We start from the raw sequence: 23,742 nt of genomic DNA on the forward strand, positions 1-23,742 counted from the left end.
TTAACTGTGATATCTCATATATAGTATTTAAGCCAAAGCCTGCTTAGCAAATTCTTTTAACAGCTCTGCTGAATGGTCCATCAGCTTCTTTTCATTTTCATCCATAGGGATTCTGTGCGTCTGAACGATTCCTTCCCAGCCAAGCCTGCAGGGGAGCGAAATTGCGACTCCTGCCCATTCCCCAAAGCTTTCATCCAGCACATGAGCCACGGGGAGGAGGGCGTTGTCATCCTTCATGATCGTTTCAACTATATTAGATACAGCCATGGCAATACCGTAGAAGGTAGCTCCCTTCAGCTTTATCACCTCGGCCCCTCCATTCTTGGTACGCTCGGCGATCGCCTTTTTATCAAGCTGTGCTCCAACCTGGCCGGCATATTCTTCCAGCGGGAAACCTCCCACATTGGCAGAACTGTAGATTGGCACCTGGCTGTCTCCGTGTTCTCCCAGAATATAAGCATTGATATCTTCTATATTTACATGCAGCTTTTCACTTAAAATGTAACGGAATCTGGCTGTATCCAGCGATGTTCCTGAACCTATCACTCTCTCTGCCGGCAGCCCTGATACCTGCTGTACTGCCATAGTGGTGATATCAGCAGGATTAGACACCACAAGGATCAATGGATTCTTTGCATATTTCATGATATTCTCTGTGATACTCTTGACAATAGATACATTCGTCTTTGCCAGATCCAGACGTGTCTGTCCGGGTTTCCTGGCAATGCCTGCTGTTATGATGATCATCTGGGCATCTGCACATTCTTCGTATCCTCCCTGTCTGACCCACACCTGCTTAAAAAAGCTGGTTCCATGAGCAATATCCAGTGCAGCTCCCTTTGCGCGGTCTTCATTTACATCCACCAGCACGATATCATTTGCCTGTACACGCACCATCAGCGTATAAGCGATCGCTTCTCCAACATTTCCAGCTCCGACTACCACTATTTTATCTTTATGAGATTTTTTCATTATAACTCCTGTCCGCATATTTGCTTTTATAATTTTTCTTCCGGGTGCCCCATAGCTTTAAGCCCTTGTATGGGCGCACTCCGCACATTAAGATATGCATTTTATATGACAAAAGTGTATGGCGGACCTCTTTCCCCAACCTCATCTTCAGATATTCCACAAAAGCTGACAGACATATCCCCGGCTGTCTCTTCTGCAGCCCAGCAGCTCCGGCTATATGCCGGAGATATGTACATCATGTCATTATCCTGCTGCTGTCTTGATTTTGCCGCTGGCCTTCCCTGCTGTGTCAAACGCAGCGCTTCTTTTATCTTCTGGCTTTCTCTGGAATCCCGGTTATCTTCCTCCCCGTGCATCAAGTCTGCCTGCTTTGTATCAGCAGATATATATTTCGGCTCCGGGAAAGAACTGCCCATAACCTGACACTGGAGGATTACAACTAACAGAAGAAAAACCATGTACGATTGTAATTTTCTATTTTTGTCCATGGATTTTACAGTACCCGTTATTATCTTTCCAAATTTATTTACATGCTCTGTAAAACTCTCTAAGCTCCTCTTTTACTTCTTCCGGCAGCTGGCTTTTCTTCACGCCGCGGATAGCTCCTTCAAAAGCCAGAAGTCTGTGTATACAGGCCGATTCATCAATTGCCTTTATTTTAAGCCAGGCCTGCCTGCTTCCTGCTGCCTTTAACTGCTCATAAGTTGTTATTCCAACCTGTTTTAGCTGTTCTTCTACCACAGGGCCGATATTCGGCAATTTTGCTATTTCACCCATATTTACCTCCATGTCTTCTTTTGTTTATTCTGCGAAGCCTGAACATAACCCTAACTTTTGCGTAAATTCAATAAAGAAACCGTTTACATTATTAAATAGTATTGTCTGCATCCCCATATTAGCCGGAACAACTAAATTCTCTTCTGTATTGTCTATAAACATACATTCTTCTGGAGATACATTTAATTTAATCAAAGCATCTTCAAAGATATACCTCTCTGTTTTTCCGGAATGTACTCTGGAAGATATGGAAACTGCATCAAAATACTGCCCTAAATCATTATACTCTAAAATCAAATCAATTCTGTCAGCTTTATTATCTGTTATCATACCAATCAAATATTTCTGTTTTAATTTCTTTACAAAGTTTATCATGTCTGATTCCAGCAGTGTATTTTTGAATGCATCCAATAGAATATTATAATCCAGTTTAAAACCGACGTCATTGCAAAAGCTTTCCCACATATCAAGATGTGATATCTTACCGCTTAAAAGTGCTTCATTATATTTGTAATAATTTGACTCAACCGCCTTTAATGAAAGTCCGCATTTAGTGGAAATAAAATTTATTATTGACTCAGAACCTGTTTTATCTACAGTAAGGACTCCGTCAAAGTCAAATAATATCGCTCTTATTATCTTAAAGCACCTTCTTTCTGCTATCAAATTATCAATATCTGTCCGGATAAGCAGCTTCTTCCATATTTGGTTATTCTACTATAGTATTCTTTATAAGTCAATGTCGTGCCATTATGGCTGTAACCAGCCGTTTCTGTGCATCGCGGAGCGTTATTATAGTTCAGACGGCTGCCGAATGGCAGACGGCTGAACTGTAACAACCATAAAAGCCGTCAGCCCAATCCCCAAAATGAGCAGTCCGGCCCCGCACCACCACAATCCGGGAATACCCAGTCTGTCTGCGGAAATACTTGCCATGCAGCTGGACAGAAAACCTCCCAGCTGAAGCGCCAGGCCCTGTACACTTAAAAGTGTAGCTCTGAAAGCAGGAGGCGCGGCAGCGTTAATGGAAACACTCTGTGCTGTGCTGGAGATTCCCAGTAAAAAGTAGAACAACAGATACAGTACGGCAAAGATCAGTCCATTTTCAGTACAACCTAAAGCCGCCAGGCAGACGCCAAACAATATTGCAAAAATCATATATGTCTTCACAGGGGATTTTTTAACCATCAACTGTCCGGCCGCAATTGTACCCGCCGCTGATGCAGCAAAATACAGAAAGCCCAGTACGCCAAGCAGCCAGGTAAAATTACTCTCAGGAAGCAGTGACAGGAAACGCGGCTGCCAGTAAGTTTCCATGAGGGCAAGCGTCGTGCCCGTAAACACTGTTGAGCCAAGCAGAACTAAAAGTAAAGGAGTTTTTCTGCAGACTTTACAGATGCTGGCTGCCTGTCTTTTTATTCCATTTGTCTTTCCACCATCCTGATCCTGTGCATTCTCTCTGAGGGCAGGTGTCTCTTTTGTAAATAATGCTGCCGCTGCTGCTGCCAGGGTCAGGGCAAATGCTGCCGGAAGTACTGTAAGACTGCTGTGGTCTCCATTCCAAAACTGCCCGCCGGCCCAGTTTATCACACCCCCTGACAATGCCCCGGCGGCAAGTCCCACCGTAGCCCAGAGGGTCTGTCTGGTGGCTGCCTTTGTAAGATAAACTTCTCCTCTTTCATTAAGGCAGGTATCAATATATAGGGCATCCATACTGCCGCTGGCCAGCGCCCTGGCAATTCCATATCCGCCCATAAGAAAATAAAGGGCGGCGGTGCCTTTTACTGCCAGCATAAGTGCAAGCACCGCTGCATATGTAAGCTGTGAAAAAATAAAGGTGCGTTTTCTGCCAAACATGTCCGCCACAACCCCGCTTGGCACCTCCATGATGAGCGCTACTGCTGAGTATACTGCAATCCCGCCCGACAGCTGCGCCAGACTAAAGCCCTTCTGCAAAAAAATCAGGCTCAATACAGGCACAAGCAGCCCTCTGGCCAATGACTCTATGATTATTGCCGTCAGGCACCTGCTGCTCCAAATCCTTTTCTCTCCCATGTTTCTCCTCCTTTTGCCTGCTGCCGCCTGTTTTCTTATCTGTTTCCCTTACAATTTCTCTGATCATTTTTCTAAGATCTTAGTATTGTATGCGATCAGTGCATATTCATATGGGAGACATCCCTCCTTGGGCTGTTCATGCCTTTCAAAGAAATCCAGAAGCCTGTTCCCCATCTCTTCTGCCTCCTCCGGCGTCAGATAGATAATTCCCGTCAGAAGGTTTCCGTCAGACGCGGCCGGCTCTCTTCCCTCTGACTCTATTTTAATGGCTGCCTGATTCCAGCGGCTGTAAATGTCATTGATCAGATTCTGAAGCATTGCATTTTTTATCTCCTGTGCCGCCGGCACAGTATCCTTCAGAGACACAGTTGCCTGGACTTCTTTATAATATTTAGCAGTAAGCCCATGTATCTTTTCTGTCCTTATCATCTTTACCATCCCGATACTTTCCAATGTGGAAAGATGATGCCCTGCACTTGAGGGAGTTATGGCAAGACGGTCAGCCAGCTGTTTAGCCGTCATGCCATCCGGGGCTAAAGACAGATAATGAAGAATTTTCTGGCGGGTTGGATGCATATATGCCCTGAGTTCTTTTTCTGTATAAAGATATACTTTTTTAGTTTTCATATCGTTTCCTTTCCGTCATAACATTTTTTGTTACGTTGTACACTCATCATATCATAACATTTATTGTTATGTCAAGGTTATATCTGATAAATATCAAAAATACCCCTGGCAGAATCTGCTGTAAGGCTGCGGGCCGCGATTCTGCCAAGGGTATTTGATTCATACAAGATATTTAGCTGCGATCTCTTCCAGTTTCCCAGGATTTTCTTCATTCCATCTTCTGTAATCCAGTCCGGCTGCTGCTGCTTCTTTCCCTGTCTCTATGAGAAAACCGGGAATGTCTTTTTCCAGAATGATTCCAAGCCTGGTCCCCATACGTGCATCCTTCTGTCCCTCCCGTCCATTTACATGAAGAAAGTAAGCAGGATAAGTTGTCTTATCTATTTTTTTTGCAGTACCATGGAAGCCTATAGCGCCTGTCTGATGCGTGCCGCATGAGGAAGCACACCCGGAGATGTGTATCTGCGGAAGCGCCGTATCAGGAAGACCTGCTTCTCTTACTGCCTCCACACAGGCCCTCAGCAGTCCCTGGGAATCTCTGACGCCTGTCTGGCAGGTAGATGCGCCTATACAGCTTACAGACGTCTCAAACAGGGTAGCCGCCCCGTCGTCAGTAGCTTTCAGTATTTTCCTGGCTTCATTTCCCGTGAGATTAATGATATAGACTGACTGATCCGGTGAAAGACGCAGCTCCACGTCCTCCATATTTCTTATGACCTCACTGACCGAGGCAAACCATGAGACCCCCGGCTGTCCGCCGATTGGATGGTACAGGACACTGTACAGCCCTTCCTGTTTCTGGGGGATGACCCTGAATCCCTGCGCACAGCTTCCGTCACCTCTTTTGCCAGTCTCCTTTGCAGATATGGAAAGCTTCAAATCCTCCCCGGAGCCGTAAGCTTCTTCCAGTTTTTCTCTGTAAGCATTCACATAGGCCTCAGGCCCTCCCAGCGATTCCTGCATATATCTGGTACGTGCCTTCCCTCTGGACTCATAATTTCCATAGGCCAGAAAGGTAAGCCACATAGCCTTAATATAATAAAGAATATCTGAAGGATCCACAGCTTCTCCTGTCTTTACACCCAGCCGGGGATTGTTTCCCAGTCCCCCTGCACTGTATACATCAAATTTGCCATCCGGTCTGGCGGCAAACCCCAGATCACGGTAAGTGGCATGAGTTATATTTTCCGGGGTATTAGAAAAAGCCACCTTCAGCTTTCTGGGCATTTTCTCTGCCTGTATAAGAGTCAGCAGATAATCCCCGGCCGCCTCAGCCCAGGGGAGGATGTCAAAATACTCTCCCTTCTCCACACCTGCAAGCGGGGAGCACATGACATTGCGCGGATAATCACCGCCTCCTCCGGCGGTTATGATGCCGGCATCCAATGCCCGGGCCATGATTTCATATGCATCCTTTCCGCTCAGGTCATGCAGCTGGATCGTCTGGCAGGTTGTAAAATGCGCCCGCTTTACATGGTATTGTGCCAGGATGTCTGCAATAAAATCTAACCGTTCCTTTGTTATCCTGCCTGCCGGCAAACGAAGGCGGAGCATATTTGCCGTCCCGCCTCTCTGGGCATAGCTGCCAAAACGCCCGGAAAAGGCTTTGTAGGCTCCCTTATCCATCTCACCGGCATAAAAAGCGTCTGTTTTTTCTTTAAATTCTTCCATGTCTTCTCTAAGAGAACGGACATTAAGATTTCTCATCAGGCAATACCCCATTTCTGTTTTTTCTAATACAGCATTGCCTGTTTCTCCTGTTTATATACACTGTGCACGCGCTTCCTATAGAAATAAATAAGAGGATGCTGATATAAGCACCCTCTATTCTCAGCCAGCTATACTGCCGGCCGGCTTATTATTCTATTTTCGCAGAGCATTTCAGACATCCTGAACTGCTGCCCTACTGCCTGTTTACCTCCGCACAGTCTTCCTATGCCCTTTTGGAAAGTACGTCTTTTTCATACTGCTGTACATCTTTTAACCAATCCAGGCTGACACCAACACCTTTCTGGTCACAGTAGTAATCCCATACGAGGGCAAATGGAGCTGCCTTAAACTCTTCTTTATACGCAAGTCTTGCACTTACATCGCCTTTTGCTTCCAGCTCTTTCATGTATGCATTTGGCTGAAGCAGAGCTGCCAGCATAGCTTTTCTTGTGTTGCGCAGACCGATGACCCATGCTGCGATACGGTTGATGGACGCATCAAAGAAGTCAGTTGCAACATAAGTATCCTGCAGTTTATTCATGCGCACAAGCTCTTCGAAGATTGCCTTTGTCTCATCATCGAATCCGACTACATGGTCAGAATCCCAGCGTACAGGACGTGTCACATGAAGCAGAACTGAATCTGCAAATGTGAAGATGCTGGACAGTTTGCCGGATACCATCTCTGTAGGATGATAATGTCCGTCATCAAGTGTCATGATGATGTGGTCTTTATTTGCTTTCATCACATATCCCATACAGAATTCATGGGAACCTACTGTGTAACTCTCAGCTCCGATGCCGAATACTTTAGACTCAATACCGTCGATTACGCCTTCTACATCCTTTGTTGCCTCAAAGATCTCATCATAGCTCTTCTTTAAGCGCTCTCTTGGCCCCAGGGTATCGATGGGCACTTCTTTATCGCCGTCCGGTGTCCAATGGTTGATCACACATGGTTTTCCTGTTTTTTTGTAGAAATATTCACCGATCTGACGGCATTTGATTCCGTGCTCAACCCAGAATTTACGGACATCTTCATCTGCTGCAGAGAGTGTTCCGTTTTCACTCTTGGGATGTGCGAAATATGTAGGGTTAAAGTCAAGTCCGATACCTTTTTCAACAGCCCAGTCTACCCACTTATCAAAATGCTCAGGGGCAATTTCATTACGGTCAACAAAATGGTCTGCCTCCTGGTAATTAGCATGGATGTTCATCTTCAGATTTCCTGGAATGAACTTCATGGCTTCTTCTATATCAGAACGAAGCTCTTCCCCGTTCCTGGCTTTTCCGGGATAATTTCCTGTAGTCTGGATACCGCCTGTCAGTGACTTATCCTCTTTTAACTCTGTTCCGCCTACATCATCTCCCTGCCAGCAGTGCATGGAGATCGGTGTCTCATCTGCGATCCTGATCGCTTCATCCACATCGATTCCGTACTGTGCATAGAACTCTTTTGCAGCCTCATATCCTTTTTTTACATCATACATAGTTTAAGCTCCACCTTTCTTCATAAATGTCCGTCTCCCGGACAATTATTGATGTCTCCATTATACCTTTGTGCCTGTAAAAAAACAAGGACGTAAATTCTAAGATTTACGTCCTTATTTTCCATATGCCAGTGTGTCTCTGTATTTCTTTGGGCTCATACCGTGCAGCTCTCTGAATATCCTGTGAAAATAACTTGTATTGTCATATCCCACCTGGTATATGATATCTGTGATCGGCAGCCTCGTGTCCTTTAAAAGATGCTCTGCCTGCCTCATCCTCTTATCCTGCAGAAGCTCCTTGAAGGTGCGTCCTGTCAGATTCTTGACGATCTTGCTCATATTGGAATCTGACTGGTTCATTCGAAGAGCGATCTCCCCCAGGGATGCCGTCTTATAGTTCTCTTCAATATATTTGAGCACCTGCATGATAAATACTTCTGAATACTGCTCAGGATTTCCTGATTCGATGCGGTCTGTCTCATTGACCAGCTGCATGAACAGAAGCCCCATGGTGGTCTGATTGATCTGGCGGTAATTGCTCTGGCGGTTCAGCAGTGACCATACCAGGTTCTCCACAAGATTCTGTATTGGCAGGACATCTGCCACATGGTAATGCAGATATCCTGCCGTATCCGTGTTCCTCTTCAGTGTGCTGATAAGAAAGCTGCTCAGGGCATTCTCCTGATTCAGCATAGGCAGCACTTCATCAAAAAACTCCGGCAGCACGACAAAATTGATCCCGATATCGTCTTCTTTTGCCGGCAGGATCTCATGGGAAGAAAACTGGTTCAGAAAGAGCAGATCTCCTTCACCCAGCACCACTTCTGTGGCGCCGTTTATTACATGGACAGTGCTTCCCAAACACATATACATGATTTCAATGTAATTATGCTTATGCTCCGGAAATGCGATGAACCGGGTATGTTTCCTGATATCGATCAGGCGCCCTTTTTCCATCATCTTCTCACTGTCCACAGTAAACTCAGGCCCAGTAGTGTAAAGTTCTCTCTGGATCCTCCCGTCTCCGGAGAGGATTCTTGCCTCCTCTTCTGTGACAGGCTTGAGATATTCTATCAGGCTGCTTCTCATCACTGCTTCTTTTCCGGTATATTGGTGATGATCTTTCTCGGGCATTCCAGAGCGCAGACACCGCAGTTTGCACATTTTTCTGTATCTACATGTGCCACATTATTTGTTACGGTCACAGCTTCTGCGGGACATGCGCGCTCACACTTCTTGCAGCCGATACATCCTGCCTGGCAGTTCTGCATTGTCTGCTTGCCTTTATCCTGGGAGGCGCATTTTACAAGGTGCTCCATCTCATATGGCACAAGTTCGATCAGATGCTTCGGACAGTGGGCCACACATTTGCCGCAGGCCTTGCACTTTTCCCTGTCTACCACGGCGATGCCGTCAACTACATGGATCGCATCAAACGGACATACCTTCACACATGTGCCAAAGCCCAGACAGCCGTAATTACAGCTCTTAGGGCCTCCTGAGGGGACAAATGCCAGCATCTCGCAGTCGTCAGCGCCGTAATAATCATAAATCACCTTTACATTATTACAGTCGCCGGAGCATTTTACAAATGCCACCATATGCTTTGTTTCCCCGACTTCTTCTCCCATGATAGCGGCAATCTTTTCCGCCACAGACGCTCCGCCCACCGGGCAGGCATCCGGTTTCGCCTCACCGCTGGCAATTGCCTTGGCAAGAGCATCACATCCGGCAAAACCGCAGCCTCCGCAGTTATTCCCCGGAAGCTCTTCCCTGACGGCCATTTCCTTTTCATCGACTTCTACCTTAAACTTCTTATCCGCCGCTCCAAGAAACAGGCCGAGGAGCAGTCCGGTACCGCCTACTATAGCGGCAGCTATCAAAATCCCTGTTATACTCATCCTTATCTCCTCCCTATTTCAGGCCTGAAAAGCCGAAAAACGCAATTGCCATCAGGCAAGCAGTCAGCAGTACGATGGGGGAACCTTTGAAAGAAGCCGGAACATCATTGTACTCCGTTTTCTCACGGATGCCTGCCATCAGCACAATAGCAATTGTAAAACCAACAGCCGTGGCAAATCCGTTCACAACGCCCTCCAGTATCCCGTATGATTTCTGTACATTTATAAGCGCTACACCTAACACTGCACAGTTTGTCGTGATCAGAGGAAGATAAACTCCAAGTGCCTGATAGAGACCGGGGCTCATCTTCTTTAAAACCATCTCCACAAACTGCACCAGCGCTGCAATGACAAGAATAAATACGATCGTCTGCAGATACTTCACATCTGCCGGGACCAGGATAAATTCATAGATCAGGCTGGTCACCAGAGAGGAAATGGTAAGTACAAATACAACTGCCGCTCCCATGCCGGCTGCCGTACTCATCTTCTTAGATACGCCCAGGAACGGACACAGGCCCAGGAACTGGCTCAATACTACATTATTGATAAGTGCGCTTCCAACTGCAATCATAAGCAATTCTTTCATTATTCCCGGCCTCCTTTACAGTTATTGTCACAGGCAGCACAGGAACCGCTGCAAATATCTGTGTTTATTTTTGTCTCCCTGCCCTTTTTCTCTGCATTCATCTTCACCTTATTCATAACCGCCGTCAGCACTGCCAGTACAAGGAAAGCGCCGGGGGCCAGGATGAAGATCGTCACAGGCTCATAGGACGAAGGCATGATCTGCTGTCCGAAAAGCTGTCCCGCACCGATGAGTTCACGCACTGCGCCTATACATGTAAGCCCAAGAGTAAAGCCCAGACCCATTCCAATTCCGTCGAAAAGAGACGGGAGCACCGGATTCTTAGAGGCATAGGCCTCTGCACGGCCCAGGATGATACAGTTTACAACAATAAGAGGAATGTAGATACCCAGGCTGTCATATAAGGTCGGGATATAGGCCTGCAGCAAAAACTGCACTATCGTTACAAATGAAGCCACGATAACGATAAACGCCGGGACCCTGACACCATTTGGGATCACTTTGCGCAGAGCTGAGATCATCAGATTGGACAGGGCAAGGATAACCATTGTCGTCAGTCCCATGCCAAGGCCGTTGACCGCTGAAGTAGTGACAGCCAGTGTAGGACACATGCCCAGCATCAGCACAAATGTAGGATTTTCTTTTATTAAACCATTGTATAGGCGTTCTGTAAGCTTATTCACCTAAGATTCCTCCTTCCTCTATACTTTTGAAGAGGCAGATGCCAGCATTCACGCCGTTTGTGACAGCGTTTGTAGTGATTGTCGCCCCGCTGATAGCATCGATCTGGTCTTCTGATTCGGCTCCGGTTTTTGTGTACTGGAATTTATCTACCTTCTTGCCCGCAAACTGGGATTTAAATTCATCGGTATCTGCTTTCATTCCAAGACCGGCTGTCTCACTGATGGTCAGGATGGCAATGCCGTTCACTGTACCATCGTTCTGGATTCCCATTGAGAAATTAATGTCTCCGCCATATCCTTCACTGTCAGTGATATTCATAACAACACCGATAGTTTTTCCGCCTGCATCCAGGGCCTTTAAGACTTCTTTAACAGTACATGCGGCCAGGTCATTCTCATCAAGCACTTTCCTCATATCATCTCCTGAGAGCACATCCTCCGGAATTTCCTCAAAGGTATCCGCATCCTGGAAGACTTCTTTATAAGCATCCATCTTCGCCTGCTCTTCCTGCTTTGCAATAGGCCCTTTTGTGATCTCGTACACGGCGCCTAAAAGGATGCCGGCTACAAGGGTAATAGCCATGAGGATCAAGGCATTCTTAACTATTTTGTTCATGCTTTTTCCCTCCTTCTACTTTTTCCAAAGGCTGTGGGAGGTGTCAGTTTTTCTATGACCGGCACCAGCAGGTTTGAGAAAATGATCGCATAAGAAACACCTTCCGCTGAATTCCCGAAAATCCGGAACAGCCCTGTCAGTATCCCCAATATACACCCATACACCAGCTGCCCCGTCTTTGTGATCGGAGATGTGACATAGTCTGTGGCCATAAAGAAAGCGCCCAGGATCAGTCCTCCACCGCAGAGCTGTGCAGCCAGATACTGCATATCAAAACCATGTCCTGAGAAAATAAGGACAAAAATAATAAAGCTCAAAATATATGTACCCGGTATGCGCAGATCAATGGCACCTGTCACAAGAAGCAGCACAGCGCCGATCAGCAGGGCTATGACGGAAGTCTCACCTATGGTCCCGGCGATGTTGCCTGTAAACATATCCCATACATTCACTGCTTCCCCGGCTTTCAGAGCTGCCAGAGGCGTAGCGCCTGTAAAGCTGTCATATGCAAAATTCGTCATCCTTCCTGTAAAAGAAATCAGCAGGAAGCATCTGGCGCCCAGTGCAGGGTTCATAAAGTTCTGTCCCAGTCCTCCGAACAGCTGCTTTACCACCAAAATGGCAAATACACCGCCGATAACCGGTATCCACCAGGGAGCTGATGAAGGCAGGTTCAGGGCCAGCAGAAGGCCTGTCACGGCAGCGCTGTAATCTTTGATCGTTACTTTTTTGTGCATCAGCCTCTCATATGCATACTCTGTCAGCACACATGAAGCCACGCTGACAACTATCAGCAGCAAGGCATTAAACCCAAAATGCCATACCCCAAATATGCTGGCAGGAAGCAGGGAGATCAGGACGATCAGCATGATGTCGCTGCTCTTCACTCTTGACCTGACATGAGGATTGGATGATACATTTAATAAATCACTCATTTCTTCTCTTCCTCCTATTTTTTCTTTCTGTTCGCCAGGATAATACGGCGCATAGACTTTATGTACTGTGTCAGAGGCCTCTTGGCAGGACAGATAAAGCTGCAGCATCCACATTCACAGCACTCCATTCCGTCTGCCTTCAGGAAGCTTTCCTCGTCGTGCCTCATGGAATAATCTGCAAGCCTCGAGGGAACTACACGCCCCGGGCAGACACTCACACATTTTCCGCAATTAATGCAGGCTGTCGGCTCAAATTCCGCTACCTCATCCTTTGTCAGGCAGAGCAGTGCGGATGAAGTCTTTGTGACAGGTACATTCAGATCATAGATACATACTCCCATCATAGGACCGCCTGAGATTATCTTGATCGGCTCTTCCCTGAAGCCCCCTGCCTCTTTTATGAGCTGCTGGTAATTTGTTCCTGTGGGAACACTGAAGTTCTGAGGCTCTTTAACAGCGTCACCGGTGACTGTCACGATCCTGTGCATGAGAGGGCGTCTCTCATTTACAGCCTTATAGATAGCAGTTATCGTATCACAGTTATTTACAACACAGCCTGCATCAGCCGGCAGCATGGAAGAATTGATCATCCGTCCTGTAGTCGCATAGATCAGCTGGCGCTCTGCACCCTGGGGATATTTTGTCTTCAGCAGCATGATCTCGATATTGTCATCCTTTGCAGCTGCCTCCCGAAGAAGAGCCGCCGCGTCCGGCTTGTTGTCCTCCACAGCCAGGATACCTTTCGCATGAGGGAATATCCTCAGCGCCGTCCGCAGGCCGCCCACAACTTTCTCAGGCTCCTCCAGCATCCTGCGGTAATCAGAGGTCAGATACGGCTCACATTCCGCGCAGTTAGCAATAATATAATCGATCTTATCTGGTTCTTTTGGGGAAAGCTTTACATGTGTAGGAAATCCCGCACCACCCATGCCAACTATACCGGCCTCTTTTATCATGTCCAGTATCTCTGCCCCTGTAAGCTCATCAAGAGGCCTGGCCTTGGGCCATTCTATTTCTTCATATTTGCCGTCATTTTCAATGACAATAGCCATGGCCTCCGCCCCTGTGACAGTAAGCCTCGGTTCAATGGCTTTTACCGTACCTGATACAGATGAACAGATGCATGCTGATACAAATCCTCCCGCATCTGCGATCTTCTGTCCCAGAAGAACATGGTCTCCTTTTTTTACGATTGGTACGGCAGGCGCCCCGATATGCTGTGACAGCGGGTATACCAGCTCCCCTTCGGGCAGCACAGTCCTGATAGGCTTATCTTTAGATAATTCCTTTCCGTCATACGGATGAACGCCGCCTTTAAATGTAAGTCGTGCCATTACTTTTCCTTCCTTTCCCTCTTATTCTTCTTTTTGATATTTCTTTTTATCTTAAACCTGGAAATCCTGCTCAGGCTAGGATACGCTCTCATAAAACGCCTTGCACCGAAGCTTCCCTTTTCAACAGCCTTCATATAGCTCTCTCTGAGTGATGAGAGCTTCTCTGCCGCTGCATCTCTGTATTGGGTAAGTCCCCGGCTTTCCAGCTGCTCCGCCAGCTTTTCCTGATAGAGATCTACTTTCTCCCTGAAACTCGTCTTAATACTGTAGATTGTGTAATTCTCCCATTTTTCCCTGAATTCATCCACTGAAGTCATGATCTTTGTGTTCAGGAAATACTCAGCCACTTCCCCCAGCTTCAGCTGCAGCCTGCCAAGCTTCTGGCCAAGATTGACAGCGGAGGTCATGGAATATGCAAAATCTGCTGCATACAGGACTGTCACCGCTATAATAATTGACTGCCCTGTCTCCTGGTCAACAAGACCTGTCACCAATTCTACAAAAGGCTGCAGGACCTTAAACATGATCAAAGTAAAAAATCCCCAGGCCACAGAGCTTCCAAGACAGATCTTACCCTGGAAATTAAATTTCTTAGTACTGTAGTCCCACCAGCAGGCATGAAAAATTGCTTCCATCAATACTGCCGTGATATACTCCAGAACAGTGGCAACTGCCACACCGCCCAGATATACAAGCAGCGGATTATCTCCCAGCGGTCTGAGTATCAGATAGACGCTGACTGCCCCCACCCCGTAAATAGTACACAGGGGACCTGTAACAAATCCTCTGTTGACAAGCTTTTTCTGTTTAAAAGAAATAAAAGCACTTTCCCACACCCATCCTAAAAAACTGTATATATACAGCCATGCTGCAATATGATACAGACTTACTCCAAGTATCTCAAAATTCCACATTGTGTACCTCGTAAATTCATACTATCCCATCATTTGAAAATGCGCTATAATCTAAGTGCACATTATGCCTGTTATTACATTTTACCTCAATATGCAGGGAAATGCAAAAGAAAAGGAGGCTTTTACCATGACTATACAGAAACTGCCGTTCACCGGCGCTCTGCCCTACCCTCTTGAAAAGAAATGCCTTCCGCAGGAGGCTGTTTTTTTCGATATAGAAACGACTGGATTTTCTCCAAAAAATTCCGGGGTTTATCTGATAGGCGCCGTCTCATATGAGGATGACTGCTGGCAGATGTGCCAGTGGATGTCAGATGACCCGGAAGAAGAGGCAAAGCTTTTAAATGCATTTGCCGGCCTGTGCCGCCGGCACAGTACACTGATCCATTTTAACGGTGACAGGTTTGATCTGCCCTTCCTGGCCTGCAGAGCCCGTATGCTGGGCATAGAGGAGGATTTTACTTCGTATGGAAGTCTGGACCTCTATAAGTCATTTCTTCCCTTAAAACCCCTGCTGAAGGCTTCACACATGAATCAGAAGTCGCTTCAGGAATTTATAAATGCGAAACGTGAAGATGAGTACACCGGCGGAGAACTGATACCTGTCTACAGGAATTATCTCCTGAACCATGATGACACATCAAAACAGCTTCTCCTCCTGCACAACCATGACGATGTGCTGGGCATGTTAAGCCTGCTCTCTTTTTTCGCATATACTGACTTCCTGGAAGGAGATTTTACTGTCAGGGAATGCCGGACCGGGTCTGATGACATTCATGATTTTTCCCTGGAACTTATCCTCAGCCTGCCAACCCCTCTCCCGCGCAGGATATCCTGGGGCTGCAGCAGCTTTTATTTGACAGCCGCACAGCAGGATGCCCGTATGCTCATATACGGGCTGCAGGGAGAATTAAAATACTTCTTTCCTGATTATAAAAACTACTATTACCTTCCCAGGGAAGATACGGCAGTCCACAAAAGCGTCGCATCCTACGTAGATAAAGAATACAGGACACCTGCCAGGGCTTCTACCTGCTATTCTAAAAAGTCCGGCTTCTTCCTTCCTCAGGGCAGTGAAGCTTTTGGGCCTGCCTTTTATGAGGATTACAAAAGTCCTGCTGCTTACTTTGAATGCACAGATGAATTTCTTGCCAGCAAAGATACTCTTAAAAAGTATATTCACTCTCTTCTGGAGAATATGACAGGCTGACAACCCAAAAACCCCGCGGCAGCGGCTAAACGCGCTCTGGCATGTCCGCCAGGCCCATTGCCCGCGGGAATCAAAAAGACCCAGATTGAAAGATCCGGGCCCTTTTTTTTATAATTTTACCTGAGATAAGAAGCTAAAAGCTGCCATCAGAGAATACTTACCGCTTATTCCTCTGTAGGAACATAATCCATATCGTCATATGTCTCTTCTGCTTCTCTTGCTGATGCGTTTTCCAGTGCCTTCATGCTCAGGCTGATCTTCTTTTCATCTTCGTTGAAATCAACGACCTTTGCTGTGATTTCCTGACCTACGCTCAGCACATCTGACGGCTTCTCAACATGGTCATGAGAAATCTGTGAAACATGAAGGAGAGCGTCAACGCCCGGCTCCAGCTCAACAAATGCGCCGAAGTCTGTCATTCTGGCAACTCTTCCGTCTACCACATTTCCAACTGCAAATTTATCAGCAGCTGTCAGCCATGGATTCTGGTCTGCAAATTTCAGGCTGAGGGCAATCTTGTCCCCGCTGATATCCTTGATCAGAACTGTAAGCTTTTCACCGACCTTAAAGAGCTTCTTTGGATTCTCAACACGTCCCCAGGACATCTCTGAGATATGAAGCAGGCCGTCTGCACCGCCTAAATCAATAAATGCACCGAAATCTGTAACATTCTTGATCGTTCCTTCAACTACATCACCTGCGCTGATCCTCTCAAACAGTTCTTTCTGCATCTGTGCCTTCTTAGCCACAAGAAGCTGTTTTCTGTCGCCGATGATCCTTCTTCTGCGCGGGTTAAATTCGCTGATCACGAATTCGATCTCCTGTCCTGCATACTTAGATAAATTCTTCTCATAAGTGTCGGACACGAGACTTGCAGGAATAAATACTCTTGCATCTTCCACAACGACACTTAATCCGCCGTCAAGTACCTGGGCAACAGGAGCTTTTAATACTTCCTGAGTATTGAATGCCTCTTCCAGCCTCTTATTGCCTTTTTCAGCTGCCAGTCTCTTATATGTGAGAAGAACCTGTCCCTCTCCATCGTTTACTTTCAGGACCTTTGCTTCCATTGTGTCGTTTACCTTCACAAGGGTACGAAGATCTACGTTAGAATCGTTCGTGTATTCGTTTCTAGTGATGATACCGTCTGCTTTATAGCCAATGTTTAAGATAATTTCGTCTTCTTTTACATCGATGACTGTACCTTCGACTACCTCTCCATTATGAATTGTTTTAAATGATTCATCCAGCATTTGTTCAAAGCTCATTTCTGACATTGTTTTGAACCTCCTCAATAATTTTATTTGGGGTTGAAGCCCCTGCGGTAATACCTACGCAACTCATGGACGGTAACGAATGTACATCCAAATCAACCAGTGTCTGTATATAGTAAGTATTTTCACATTCATTTTTACATATTTCAAATAGCTTCTGCGTGTTGGAACTATTCCTGCCGCCTATGACAATCATAGCGTCAACCGCCTTTGCAATCTCGGCTGCCTCGGTTTGACGCTCTGCCGTGGCGTTGCAAATCGTATTTAAAACAAGTATATCATAACCCTTTTCAGAAATAATTTCAACTAATTTATTAAATTTATTGTAATTAAATGTCGTCTGTGACACAATACATATCTTCTGTCCCGGAGTCGAAGTAAAATTTAATGCCTCTTCCTCCGTGGCAATGACTGCTGCGCCGCCATCACACCACCCGTAAATGCCTTCGACCTCCGGATGGCTCTTGTTGCCTATAATTACAATGCGGGCGCCCTTTGCACTCTGCTCTCTCACTATATTGTGGATCTTAAGCACGAAGGGACAGGTAGCATCTATCAGATGCAGTCCCTGCTGTTTTATCATATCATAGATCTCTTTTGAGACCCCGTGGGACCTGATGACAACAGTTCCCTCGTGAAGCTGCGAAAGTTCTTCTGCAGAGCCGATGACCATGACTCCCTTTTTTTCCAGATCCTTCACGACTTCCTCATTATGGATGATGGGGCCATAGGTGTATACAGGTGTCTCGCCCTTTTCCGCCTGTTCATACACTTTGTCTACTGCCCTTTTCACACCGAAGCAGAATCCTGCTGTTTTTGCTGTTATGACCTTCATTCTGCAGCCGCCTTTTTCTCTTCATACAGGGAAATAATATGGCTGGTCACCTCTTCTATCCCCATATCTGAAGTGTCTACCAGAACAGCGTCATCTGCCTGCTTCAAGGGCGCGATCTCCCGGTTCATATCCCGCTCGTCCCTCTCAGCTATAGTCCTTTCGATCTCCTCCAGGCTGTGAGTGTTATCACCCTTTTCAAGATATTCCAGATAACGCCTCTTCGCCCTGGCAGCCGGGCTGGCCGTCAGGTATATCTTCAGCTGTGCGTCAGGAAGCACCTGGGTGCCGATGTCACGTCCATCCATCAGGACATCCTGCTCCTCTGCCAGCCTGCGCTGAAGATTCAGAAGCGCTGCGCGGACCGCCGGCCTGGCAGATAACCTGGATGTCATCTGGCTCACCTCTTCAGTCCTTATATACGGTGTAACATTCTCACCATTTAATATAACCTGCTGTTCACCGTCCTCATAGGCCAGCTCAATGCTGATCTTTCTGCATGCCTCTTCCAGCGCTGCCTCATCTGTACAGTCCACATGGCTGCGCAGCATATACACCGCCATTGCCCTGTACATGGCTCCGGTATCCACATAGATAAACTTAAGTTTCTTTGCTACCTTCCTGGCGATGGTGCTTTTTCCTGCTCCTGCAGGTCCGTCAACCGCAATGTTGAAACTCATGTTTTCCTCCTCATTTTGCTACTGATCAAATATTACCTCCGGCAGCTACGGCAGTGGACCAGGCTATCTGCAGATTAAACCCACCGGTCAATGCATCCAGGTCCAGCACCTCTCCAATAAAATAGAGTCCTTTTACCAGCTTTGATTCCATCGTGGCCGGATTTATTTCCTTTACCACGACCCCGCCTTTAGTAATAATAGCTTCATTATAATCTCTAAGCCCTGTTATGGTCAACTCTAAATGCTTGATTTTATGAAGAAATCCCGTTCTTTCCTCCCGCGAGATCTCATTTACCTGTTTTTCCGGCATTATTCCCGATAATTCTACCATCACAGGAATCAGCTTGGAGGGGAAGAGGCCGCCCAGTGAATTCTTGAACTGCTTATTCTTGCTCTCCTTAAAGTCCCTCAGTATCCTGGCATCCAGCTGCTCTTGTGAGAGAGCCGGCTTTAAATCGATGGATAGTGTCAGCGGCCCTTTTTTAAGCTCCTTCTGGATCAGGCTGCTGGCGCTCAGTATTAATGGCCCTGTGACGCCGAAGTGGGTGAACATCATCTCTCCGAAATCCTCGTACAGGCACTTTTTCCCTTTAAACACGCCTGCACGCACATTGCGCAGAGACAATCCCTGCAGCTGTTTTGCAAAGTCCTCTTTTATATTGAGAGGTACAAGTGCAGGGCTCAATTCACTCACTGTATGCCCCGCCGCTCTTGCAAACCGGTATCCGTCTCCTGTTGAACCGGTGCTGGGATAGGAAATCCCGCCTGTGGCTATGATGACCTCATCAGCCGGTATTAATGCGTTTCCCTCCGTCAGGATTCCCTTTACTTTTCCTTCTTCTATCACTAGTTCTTTGACGCCGCAGTTCAGATGGACATTCACTCCCAGTTCTTTCATTTTCCTGGAAAGCACACCTATGACATCAGAAGAATGGTCTGAGGCCGGAAAAACACGGTCCCCTCTCTCCAATTTTACCTTCAGTCCGCAGTCCTCAAAAAAGGCTACTGTATCCTGATTGCTGAAACCGTAAAATGCGCTGTACAGAAATTTCCTGTTGGAACAGACATTCTCAAAAAGTGTCTCCATATCACAGGCATTAGTCAGGTTGCACCTGCCCTTTCCCGTGATAAACAGCTTTTTCCCCAGCTTCTCATTTTTCTCATAGACATGCACCTCATGTCCTGACCGGGCGGCTGATATGGATGCCATCATCCCTGCCGCTCCGCCTCCTGCTATTACAACTCTGCTCATCTTATCTCCATCGTAAATATTCTTTTAAAAAGGGCGGAGACACCCCATTGCCTGTCTCCGCCTTCGAAGGAACCTCTTATACCGGATATGCTCCGTCCTTTGTATCAGCTGCAGCCGGATCGACTTTTGTCTTCTGTGCTGCTCTGTATTTGAAGAATTCTGTTGCAACCTGTGGGAACAGTGCATATGTGAGTACATCTTCATCCTGTTCTTTCCACTGGGACATCTCTGCTTCAATTTTGTGTAACTCTGGTTCTAAGAGATCTGCTGGGCGGCAGGTAATCGGCTGCTTGTCGCCAATACATTTTTTCTGTACTTCCGGGTTAAACGGCTTTGCTGTTGCGCCGTATTCGCCTGAAAGGACAGCCTTTGTCTCTTTTGTTACCATCTTATAACGCTCACCCATGATTACATTGAATACAGCCTGTGTACCAACGATCTGGGATGACGGTGTTACAAGAGGAGGCTCACCTAAGTCTTTACGTACTCTCGGAACCTCTTCCAGAACCTCATAGTACTTATCTTCAGCATGCTGTTCTTTCAGCTGGGATGTCAGGTTGGAGAGCATACCACCCGGTACCTGATATAACAGGGTCTTGATGTTAACACCCAGGTTCTTTGGATTCAGAAGCCCTGAATCAAGAGCCTCGTCTCTCATCGGCCTGAAGTAATCAGCGATCTCTGCCAGAAGATTCTGGTCAAATCCGGTATCATACGGCGTACCCTTAAAGGTCTCTACCATAACCTCTGTAGCCGGCTGTGAAGTACCCATAGCAAACGGTGACATAGCTGTGTCGATAACATCCACGCCTGCCTCAACGGCTTTCATGTATGTCATGGAAGCTACACCAGATGTATAGTGTGTATGCAGCTGGATAGGAATGCTGACTGCTTTCTTTAACTCAGTTACAAGTTCTGTCGCATGGTAAGGTACAAGAAGGCCTGCCATATCCTTGATACAGATGGAATTAGCTCCCATCTCCTCGATATTCTTAGCCAGCTTGATCCAGTAATCCATTGTGTAGGCATCACCTAATGTATAGGAAATAGCTACCTGCGCATGTCCCTTTTCCTTGTTTGATGCGCTTACAGCTGTCTGCAGATTTCTGATATCGTTCATACAGTCGAAAATACGGATTATATCAATACCATTGGCGATAGATTTCTGTACGAAATATTCTACCACATCATCTGCATACGGACGGTATCCTAAGATATTCTGTCCGCGGAAAAGCATCTGCAGCTTTGTGTTTTTAAATCCTGCACGGAGCTTGCGGAGCCTCTCCCATGGATCTTCCTTCAGGAAACGAAGGGATGCATCGAAGGTAGCACCGCCCCAGCACTCTACAGAATGATATCCGACTTTATCCATTTTATCCACGATGGGAAGCATCTGCTCTGTTGTCATTCTCGTGGCAATCAGTGACTGATGGGCATCACGGAGTACTGTCTCGGTAATTTTAATTGGTTTCTTTTCTATTTCAGCCATTATAATTCGAACCTCCTTATTATTTTATAGCTGCGAGCCTGCGGGCCCCGCCTTTTTTGTTAAACTCCAAAAATAGCCATGAATGTTCCGGCCGCCACAGCTGTACCGATAACGCCCGCAACATTCGGTCCCATTGCATGCATGAGAAGGAAGTTGGTAGGATCTGCCTCCGCACCGACCTTCTGCGATACACGGGCCGCCATAGGAACAGCAGACACTCCGGCGGAACCGATCAGAGGATTGATCTTTCCGTGGGTCAGCTTGCACATAAGTTTTCCGAGCAGTACACCTCCGGCAGTACCGCAGGCGAATGCTGCAAGACCAAGTGCAACGATCTTAAGTGTATCCAGGTTTAAGAAAGCTTCAGCGCTTGTAGAAGCACCGACAGAAGTACCAAGAAGGATAACTACGATGTACATAAGCGCATTGGAAGCTGTCTCTGAGAGCTGCTTAACAACGCCGCACTCACGGAACAGGTTACCAAGCATAAGCATACCAACAAGCGGTGCTGTTGTCGGCAGTATAAGACATACTACAACAGTGATGATGATAGGGAAGAGGATCTTCTCTAATCTGGAAACAGGACGAAGCTGTTCCATCTTAATTTTTCTTTCTTTTTCTGTTGTCAGAAGCTTCATAATCGGAGGCTGGATGATCGGCACCAGTGACATATAGGAATATGCTGCCACTGCGATCGGCCCCATCAGTGTAGACTGTCCGAGCTTTCCTGCAAGGAAAATAGAAGTCGGGCCGTCTGCGCCGCCGATAATTGAAATAGCTGCTGCTGCTTTTCCATTGAATCCCATAAGGATTGCAAGGAAATATGCGATGTAGATACCAACCTGCGCTGCCGCACCCATGATAAAGCTCTTAGGATTCGCGATCAGCGGACCAAAGTCAGTCATTGCACCTACGCCAAGGAAAATCAATGACGGAAGTACACTCCACTCATCTAAGATGTAAAAGATATGAAGAAGCCCTGCCACTCCATTGGAACTCTCTTCTGCGCTTGCAAAAATACCCGGGAAGATATTTACAAGCAGCATACCAAATGCAATCGGAACCAGCAAAAGCGGTTCGAATCCTTTCCTGATGGCCAGGTAAAGGAACACGAAGGCAACGAGAATCATTACATAGTTGCCCCAGGTCAGATTGAAGAATGCCGTTTGATGGAGTAGGTTAGACAACGTATCAATAACGTATGACATTTTTCTACCTCCAATATTAGTTCATTGATGCTAATGCGTCACCTGATTCTACTGCATCACCTACTGCTACATCAATGCTTGCGATTGTTCCGTCCTGAGGAGCCACTACAGGGATCTCCATCTTCATAGCTTCCAGGATCATGATGTTTTCTCCGGCCTTTACAGCCTGTCCTGCACTTGCTTCTATCTTGCATACCTTACCCGGTACAGAAGCTGTTACCTTAACTGCGCCTGCTCCGCCTGCCGCTGCCTTCGGTGCCGCTGCAGGAGCTGCTTTCGGAGCTGCCTTTGGCGCTGCTTTTGCCGCAGGAGCTGCCGCTGTGCTTCCTGTTCCTTCTTCAACAGTTACATCATATGCTGTTCCATTAACAGTAATTGTATAATTCTTCATGATAATATCCTCCTAATATCAGGCCTTCTGCCATTTTTTACGGTTTGCTTTTTTAATAGAACGAACTACAAAACCATCTGTAGAAGTATTCTCAGATGCTGCGATTGCTGCTGCAATAACTGCAACCAGCTCTCCGTCATCCACAAGCTCTTCCTCTTCTTCCACTGCAGGTATTTCTGCAGCTGCAGGAGCCTTCGGCTCTTCTTTGATCTCTTTTTTCTTTCCAAAAGACTCTGTAAGCTTAGGAATATACTTGAACAGAGAAATGAGGAAGCTCAGGAACAGAAGCATTAAAAATACAATGACTATACCCATGACTGTATTTAAAGCCGCTCTCTCCAGCATAACAGACATTGGATAGTCAACATTAAACGTCATGCTGGTGGCTGTAACGCTGTTCAGATTAGAAAAGTCCACAACCAGCTCCACATCTGCATCCATCTTCTCAAAGAAAGCTTTTGTAGTGATTGTGATAATCTTATTTTTCACTTCATAGGACTGTTCACCTGACTCTTTATAAGCTCCCAGCTCTTCTTTTACGCCCTGCCATGACTGGATACTGCCTGTCGTGAATTCATCATTCAAAGTCAGATAATATTCCATAGCAGCATCATCCATTGATGTGACGCTCTCAATCATTCCTACTGCCGAACTTTCAAAAGAAGCAATCTGCTCTTGGCTCAGGCCGCTGTTATTTTCTGTGCTCTCTGTCTTCTGTCCGCATGCTGCGAAAACGCTCATGCTTACAAGCAGGCATACGACAAGTAACAGACTTTTCAGTTTTCCCTTCATATTATTCACCTC

Annotated in this window: 25 protein-coding genes; 1 reads left to right on the forward strand and 24 read right to left on the reverse strand. The window is 46.6% G+C overall.

Annotation, left to right across the window (positions count from 1 at the left end):
* Window positions 1-27 precede the first annotated feature (27 nt).
* The 16 genes from NSB28_RS03200 to NSB28_RS03275 form a co-directional block, all read right to left on the reverse strand.
* Window positions 28-972 (reverse strand): L-lactate dehydrogenase, encoded by a 945-nt coding sequence (locus NSB28_RS03200; protein ID WP_109624231.1) that lies wholly within the window; start codon window positions 970-972, stop codon window positions 28-30.
* Window positions 973-1,073: 101 nt separating this feature from the next.
* Entirely contained in the window at window positions 1,074-1,328 is a 255-nt protein-coding gene (locus tag NSB28_RS03205) for a hypothetical protein (protein WP_257497427.1), read from the reverse strand.
* 166 nt (window positions 1,329-1,494) lie between these two features.
* On the reverse strand, window positions 1,495-1,749 hold the full coding sequence (locus NSB28_RS03210) for a TfoX/Sxy family protein (RefSeq protein WP_109624229.1): 255 nt from the start codon (window positions 1,747-1,749) through the stop codon (window positions 1,495-1,497).
* 24 nt (window positions 1,750-1,773) lie between these two features.
* Complete coding sequence (locus NSB28_RS03215) at window positions 1,774-2,415, reverse strand: HAD-IA family hydrolase (protein ID WP_257497428.1); 642 nt, start codon at window positions 2,413-2,415, stop codon at window positions 1,774-1,776.
* 126 nt (window positions 2,416-2,541) lie between these two features.
* Window positions 2,542-3,804, reverse strand: coding sequence for an MFS transporter (locus NSB28_RS03220; RefSeq protein WP_109624227.1), 1,263 nt, complete (start codon window positions 3,802-3,804; stop codon window positions 2,542-2,544).
* A 63-nt stretch (window positions 3,805-3,867) separates the two neighbouring features.
* Entirely contained in the window at window positions 3,868-4,431 is a 564-nt protein-coding gene (locus NSB28_RS03225; RefSeq protein ID WP_109624226.1) for a winged helix-turn-helix domain-containing protein, read from the reverse strand.
* Between the two features lie 159 nt (window positions 4,432-4,590).
* Complete coding sequence (locus tag NSB28_RS03230) at window positions 4,591-6,138, reverse strand: nitrite/sulfite reductase (protein ID WP_109624786.1); 1,548 nt, start codon at window positions 6,136-6,138, stop codon at window positions 4,591-4,593.
* 226 nt (window positions 6,139-6,364) lie between these two features.
* Window positions 6,365-7,630 carry an L-rhamnose isomerase gene (locus NSB28_RS03235; RefSeq protein ID WP_109624225.1) on the reverse strand — a complete coding sequence of 422 codons (1,266 nt, stop codon included), beginning with the start codon at window positions 7,628-7,630 and terminating at the stop codon, window positions 6,365-6,367.
* 114 nt (window positions 7,631-7,744) lie between these two features.
* The gene (locus tag NSB28_RS03240; RefSeq protein WP_109624224.1) at window positions 7,745-8,719 is read right to left on the reverse strand and encodes an AraC family transcriptional regulator; all 975 of its coding nucleotides are present in this window, start codon (window positions 8,717-8,719) and stop codon (window positions 7,745-7,747) included.
* A complete protein-coding gene (locus NSB28_RS03245) occupies window positions 8,719-9,531 on the reverse strand; it encodes an RnfABCDGE type electron transport complex subunit B (RefSeq protein WP_109624223.1) in 813 nt (270 codons plus the stop codon). The genes NSB28_RS03240 and NSB28_RS03245 overlap by 1 nt, the downstream gene beginning before the upstream one ends.
* Window positions 9,532-9,544: 13 nt before the next feature.
* Window positions 9,545-10,120 carry an electron transport complex subunit RsxA gene (gene rsxA, locus NSB28_RS03250; RefSeq protein WP_109624222.1) on the reverse strand — a complete coding sequence of 192 codons (576 nt, stop codon included), beginning with the start codon at window positions 10,118-10,120 and terminating at the stop codon, window positions 9,545-9,547.
* Complete coding sequence (gene rsxE, locus NSB28_RS03255) at window positions 10,120-10,803, reverse strand: electron transport complex subunit RsxE (protein WP_109624221.1); 684 nt, start codon at window positions 10,801-10,803, stop codon at window positions 10,120-10,122. The genes rsxA and rsxE overlap by 1 nt, the downstream gene beginning before the upstream one ends.
* Window positions 10,796-11,419: an RnfABCDGE type electron transport complex subunit G gene (locus NSB28_RS03260; RefSeq protein ID WP_109624220.1), complete on the reverse strand. Its 624-nt coding sequence runs from the start codon at window positions 11,417-11,419 to the stop codon at window positions 10,796-10,798. Before NSB28_RS03260 ends, rsxE begins: the two co-directional genes overlap by 8 nt.
* Window positions 11,416-12,354, reverse strand: a complete 939-nt coding sequence (locus NSB28_RS03265; RefSeq protein ID WP_109624219.1) for an RnfABCDGE type electron transport complex subunit D — start codon at window positions 12,352-12,354, stop codon at window positions 11,416-11,418. The genes NSB28_RS03260 and NSB28_RS03265 overlap by 4 nt, the downstream gene beginning before the upstream one ends.
* A 14-nt stretch (window positions 12,355-12,368) precedes the next feature.
* Window positions 12,369-13,688 (reverse strand): electron transport complex subunit RsxC, encoded by a 1,320-nt coding sequence (gene rsxC / locus NSB28_RS03270; RefSeq protein ID WP_109624218.1) that lies wholly within the window; start codon window positions 13,686-13,688, stop codon window positions 12,369-12,371.
* A complete protein-coding gene (locus tag NSB28_RS03275; protein ID WP_109624217.1) occupies window positions 13,688-14,602 on the reverse strand; it encodes a putative ABC transporter permease in 915 nt (304 codons plus the stop codon). The genes rsxC and NSB28_RS03275 overlap by 1 nt, the downstream gene beginning before the upstream one ends.
* A 127-nt stretch (window positions 14,603-14,729) precedes the next feature.
* Here NSB28_RS03275 and NSB28_RS03280 point away from each other — a divergent pair, with 127 nt between their 5' ends.
* On the forward strand, window positions 14,730-15,812 hold the full coding sequence (locus NSB28_RS03280) for a ribonuclease H-like domain-containing protein (protein ID WP_257497429.1): 1,083 nt from the start codon (window positions 14,730-14,732) through the stop codon (window positions 15,810-15,812).
* Window positions 15,813-15,976: 164 nt separating this feature from the next.
* On the opposite strand, the gene rpsA is transcribed toward NSB28_RS03280, so the two are convergent.
* The 8 genes from rpsA to NSB28_RS03320 form a co-directional block, all read right to left on the reverse strand.
* Window positions 15,977-17,089 carry a 30S ribosomal protein S1 gene (gene rpsA, locus NSB28_RS03285; RefSeq protein ID WP_109624215.1) on the reverse strand — a complete coding sequence of 371 codons (1,113 nt, stop codon included), beginning with the start codon at window positions 17,087-17,089 and terminating at the stop codon, window positions 15,977-15,979.
* Complete coding sequence (locus NSB28_RS03290; protein WP_109624214.1) at window positions 17,070-17,921, reverse strand: 4-hydroxy-3-methylbut-2-enyl diphosphate reductase; 852 nt, start codon at window positions 17,919-17,921, stop codon at window positions 17,070-17,072. Before NSB28_RS03290 ends, rpsA begins: the two co-directional genes overlap by 20 nt.
* Window positions 17,918-18,598 (reverse strand): (d)CMP kinase, encoded by a 681-nt coding sequence (gene cmk / locus NSB28_RS03295; protein ID WP_109624213.1) that lies wholly within the window; start codon window positions 18,596-18,598, stop codon window positions 17,918-17,920. The genes NSB28_RS03290 and cmk overlap by 4 nt, the downstream gene beginning before the upstream one ends.
* 25 nt (window positions 18,599-18,623) lie before the next feature.
* Window positions 18,624-19,850 (reverse strand): BaiN/RdsA family NAD(P)/FAD-dependent oxidoreductase, encoded by a 1,227-nt coding sequence (locus NSB28_RS03300; RefSeq protein ID WP_109624212.1) that lies wholly within the window; start codon window positions 19,848-19,850, stop codon window positions 18,624-18,626.
* Window positions 19,851-19,926: 76 nt separating this feature from the next.
* The gene (locus tag NSB28_RS03305; RefSeq protein ID WP_109624211.1) at window positions 19,927-21,339 is read right to left on the reverse strand and encodes an oxaloacetate decarboxylase subunit alpha; all 1,413 of its coding nucleotides are present in this window, start codon (window positions 21,337-21,339) and stop codon (window positions 19,927-19,929) included.
* 59 nt (window positions 21,340-21,398) lie between these two features.
* Window positions 21,399-22,547 (reverse strand): sodium ion-translocating decarboxylase subunit beta, encoded by a 1,149-nt coding sequence (locus tag NSB28_RS03310; RefSeq protein ID WP_109624210.1) that lies wholly within the window; start codon window positions 22,545-22,547, stop codon window positions 21,399-21,401.
* Between the two features lie 16 nt (window positions 22,548-22,563).
* Entirely contained in the window at window positions 22,564-22,938 is a 375-nt protein-coding gene (locus tag NSB28_RS03315; RefSeq protein ID WP_109624209.1) for a biotin/lipoyl-containing protein, read from the reverse strand.
* Between the two features lie 18 nt (window positions 22,939-22,956).
* A complete protein-coding gene (locus NSB28_RS03320; protein ID WP_257497430.1) occupies window positions 22,957-23,730 on the reverse strand; it encodes an OadG family transporter subunit in 774 nt (257 codons plus the stop codon).
* Window positions 23,731-23,742 lie beyond the last annotated feature (12 nt).

The organism is Murimonas intestini, from assembly GCF_024622195.1.
Taxonomy (GTDB): Bacteria; Bacillota; Clostridia; order Lachnospirales; family Lachnospiraceae; genus Murimonas; species Murimonas intestini.

What these genes read in the sequence shown, in the direction of transcription:
- NSB28_RS03260 (WP_109624220.1), bottom strand. Translation starts at nt 11,419, where the DNA reads ATGAACAAAATAGTTAAGAATGCCTTGATCCTCATGGCTATTACCCTT.
- NSB28_RS03230 (WP_109624786.1), bottom strand. Translation starts at nt 6,138, where the DNA reads ATGAGAAATCTTAATGTCCGTTCTCTTAGAGAAGACATGGAAGAATTT.
- NSB28_RS03315 (WP_109624209.1), bottom strand. Translation starts at nt 22,938, where the DNA reads ATGAAGAATTATACAATTACTGTTAATGGAACAGCATATGATGTAACT.
- NSB28_RS03245 (WP_109624223.1), bottom strand. Translation starts at nt 9,531, where the DNA reads ATGAGTATAACAGGGATTTTGATAGCTGCCGCTATAGTAGGCGGTACC.
- NSB28_RS03225 (WP_109624226.1), bottom strand. Translation starts at nt 4,431, where the DNA reads ATGAAAACTAAAAAAGTATATCTTTATACAGAAAAAGAACTCAGGGCA.
- rsxC (WP_109624218.1), bottom strand. Translation starts at nt 13,688, where the DNA reads ATGGCACGACTTACATTTAAAGGCGGCGTTCATCCGTATGACGGAAAG.
- NSB28_RS03275 (WP_109624217.1), bottom strand. Translation starts at nt 14,602, where the DNA reads ATGTGGAATTTTGAGATACTTGGAGTAAGTCTGTATCATATTGCAGCA.
- rsxA (WP_109624222.1), bottom strand. Translation starts at nt 10,120, where the DNA reads ATGAAAGAATTGCTTATGATTGCAGTTGGAAGCGCACTTATCAATAAT.
- NSB28_RS03265 (WP_109624219.1), bottom strand. Translation starts at nt 12,354, where the DNA reads ATGAGTGATTTATTAAATGTATCATCCAATCCTCATGTCAGGTCAAGA.
- NSB28_RS03300 (WP_109624212.1), bottom strand. Translation starts at nt 19,850, where the DNA reads ATGAGCAGAGTTGTAATAGCAGGAGGCGGAGCGGCAGGGATGATGGCA.
- NSB28_RS03240 (WP_109624224.1), bottom strand. Translation starts at nt 8,719, where the DNA reads ATGAGAAGCAGCCTGATAGAATATCTCAAGCCTGTCACAGAAGAGGAG.
- NSB28_RS03320 (WP_257497430.1), bottom strand. Translation starts at nt 23,730, where the DNA reads ATGAAGGGAAAACTGAAAAGTCTGTTACTTGTCGTATGCCTGCTTGTA.
- NSB28_RS03305 (WP_109624211.1), bottom strand. Translation starts at nt 21,339, where the DNA reads ATGGCTGAAATAGAAAAGAAACCAATTAAAATTACCGAGACAGTACTC.
- NSB28_RS03280 (WP_257497429.1), top strand. Translation starts at nt 14,730, where the DNA reads ATGACTATACAGAAACTGCCGTTCACCGGCGCTCTGCCCTACCCTCTT.
- NSB28_RS03220 (WP_109624227.1), bottom strand. Translation starts at nt 3,804, where the DNA reads ATGGGAGAGAAAAGGATTTGGAGCAGCAGGTGCCTGACGGCAATAATC.
- NSB28_RS03200 (WP_109624231.1), bottom strand. Translation starts at nt 972, where the DNA reads ATGAAAAAATCTCATAAAGATAAAATAGTGGTAGTCGGAGCTGGAAAT.
- cmk (WP_109624213.1), bottom strand. Translation starts at nt 18,598, where the DNA reads ATGAGTTTCAACATTGCGGTTGACGGACCTGCAGGAGCAGGAAAAAGC.
- NSB28_RS03290 (WP_109624214.1), bottom strand. Translation starts at nt 17,921, where the DNA reads ATGAAGGTCATAACAGCAAAAACAGCAGGATTCTGCTTCGGTGTGAAA.
- NSB28_RS03210 (WP_109624229.1), bottom strand. Translation starts at nt 1,749, where the DNA reads ATGGGTGAAATAGCAAAATTGCCGAATATCGGCCCTGTGGTAGAAGAA.
- NSB28_RS03205 (WP_257497427.1), bottom strand. Translation starts at nt 1,328, where the DNA reads ATGCACGGGGAGGAAGATAACCGGGATTCCAGAGAAAGCCAGAAGATA.
- NSB28_RS03310 (WP_109624210.1), bottom strand. Translation starts at nt 22,547, where the DNA reads ATGTCATACGTTATTGATACGTTGTCTAACCTACTCCATCAAACGGCA.
- NSB28_RS03235 (WP_109624225.1), bottom strand. Translation starts at nt 7,630, where the DNA reads ATGTATGATGTAAAAAAAGGATATGAGGCTGCAAAAGAGTTCTATGCA.
- rpsA (WP_109624215.1), bottom strand. Translation starts at nt 17,089, where the DNA reads ATGTCAGAAATGAGCTTTGAACAAATGCTGGATGAATCATTTAAAACA.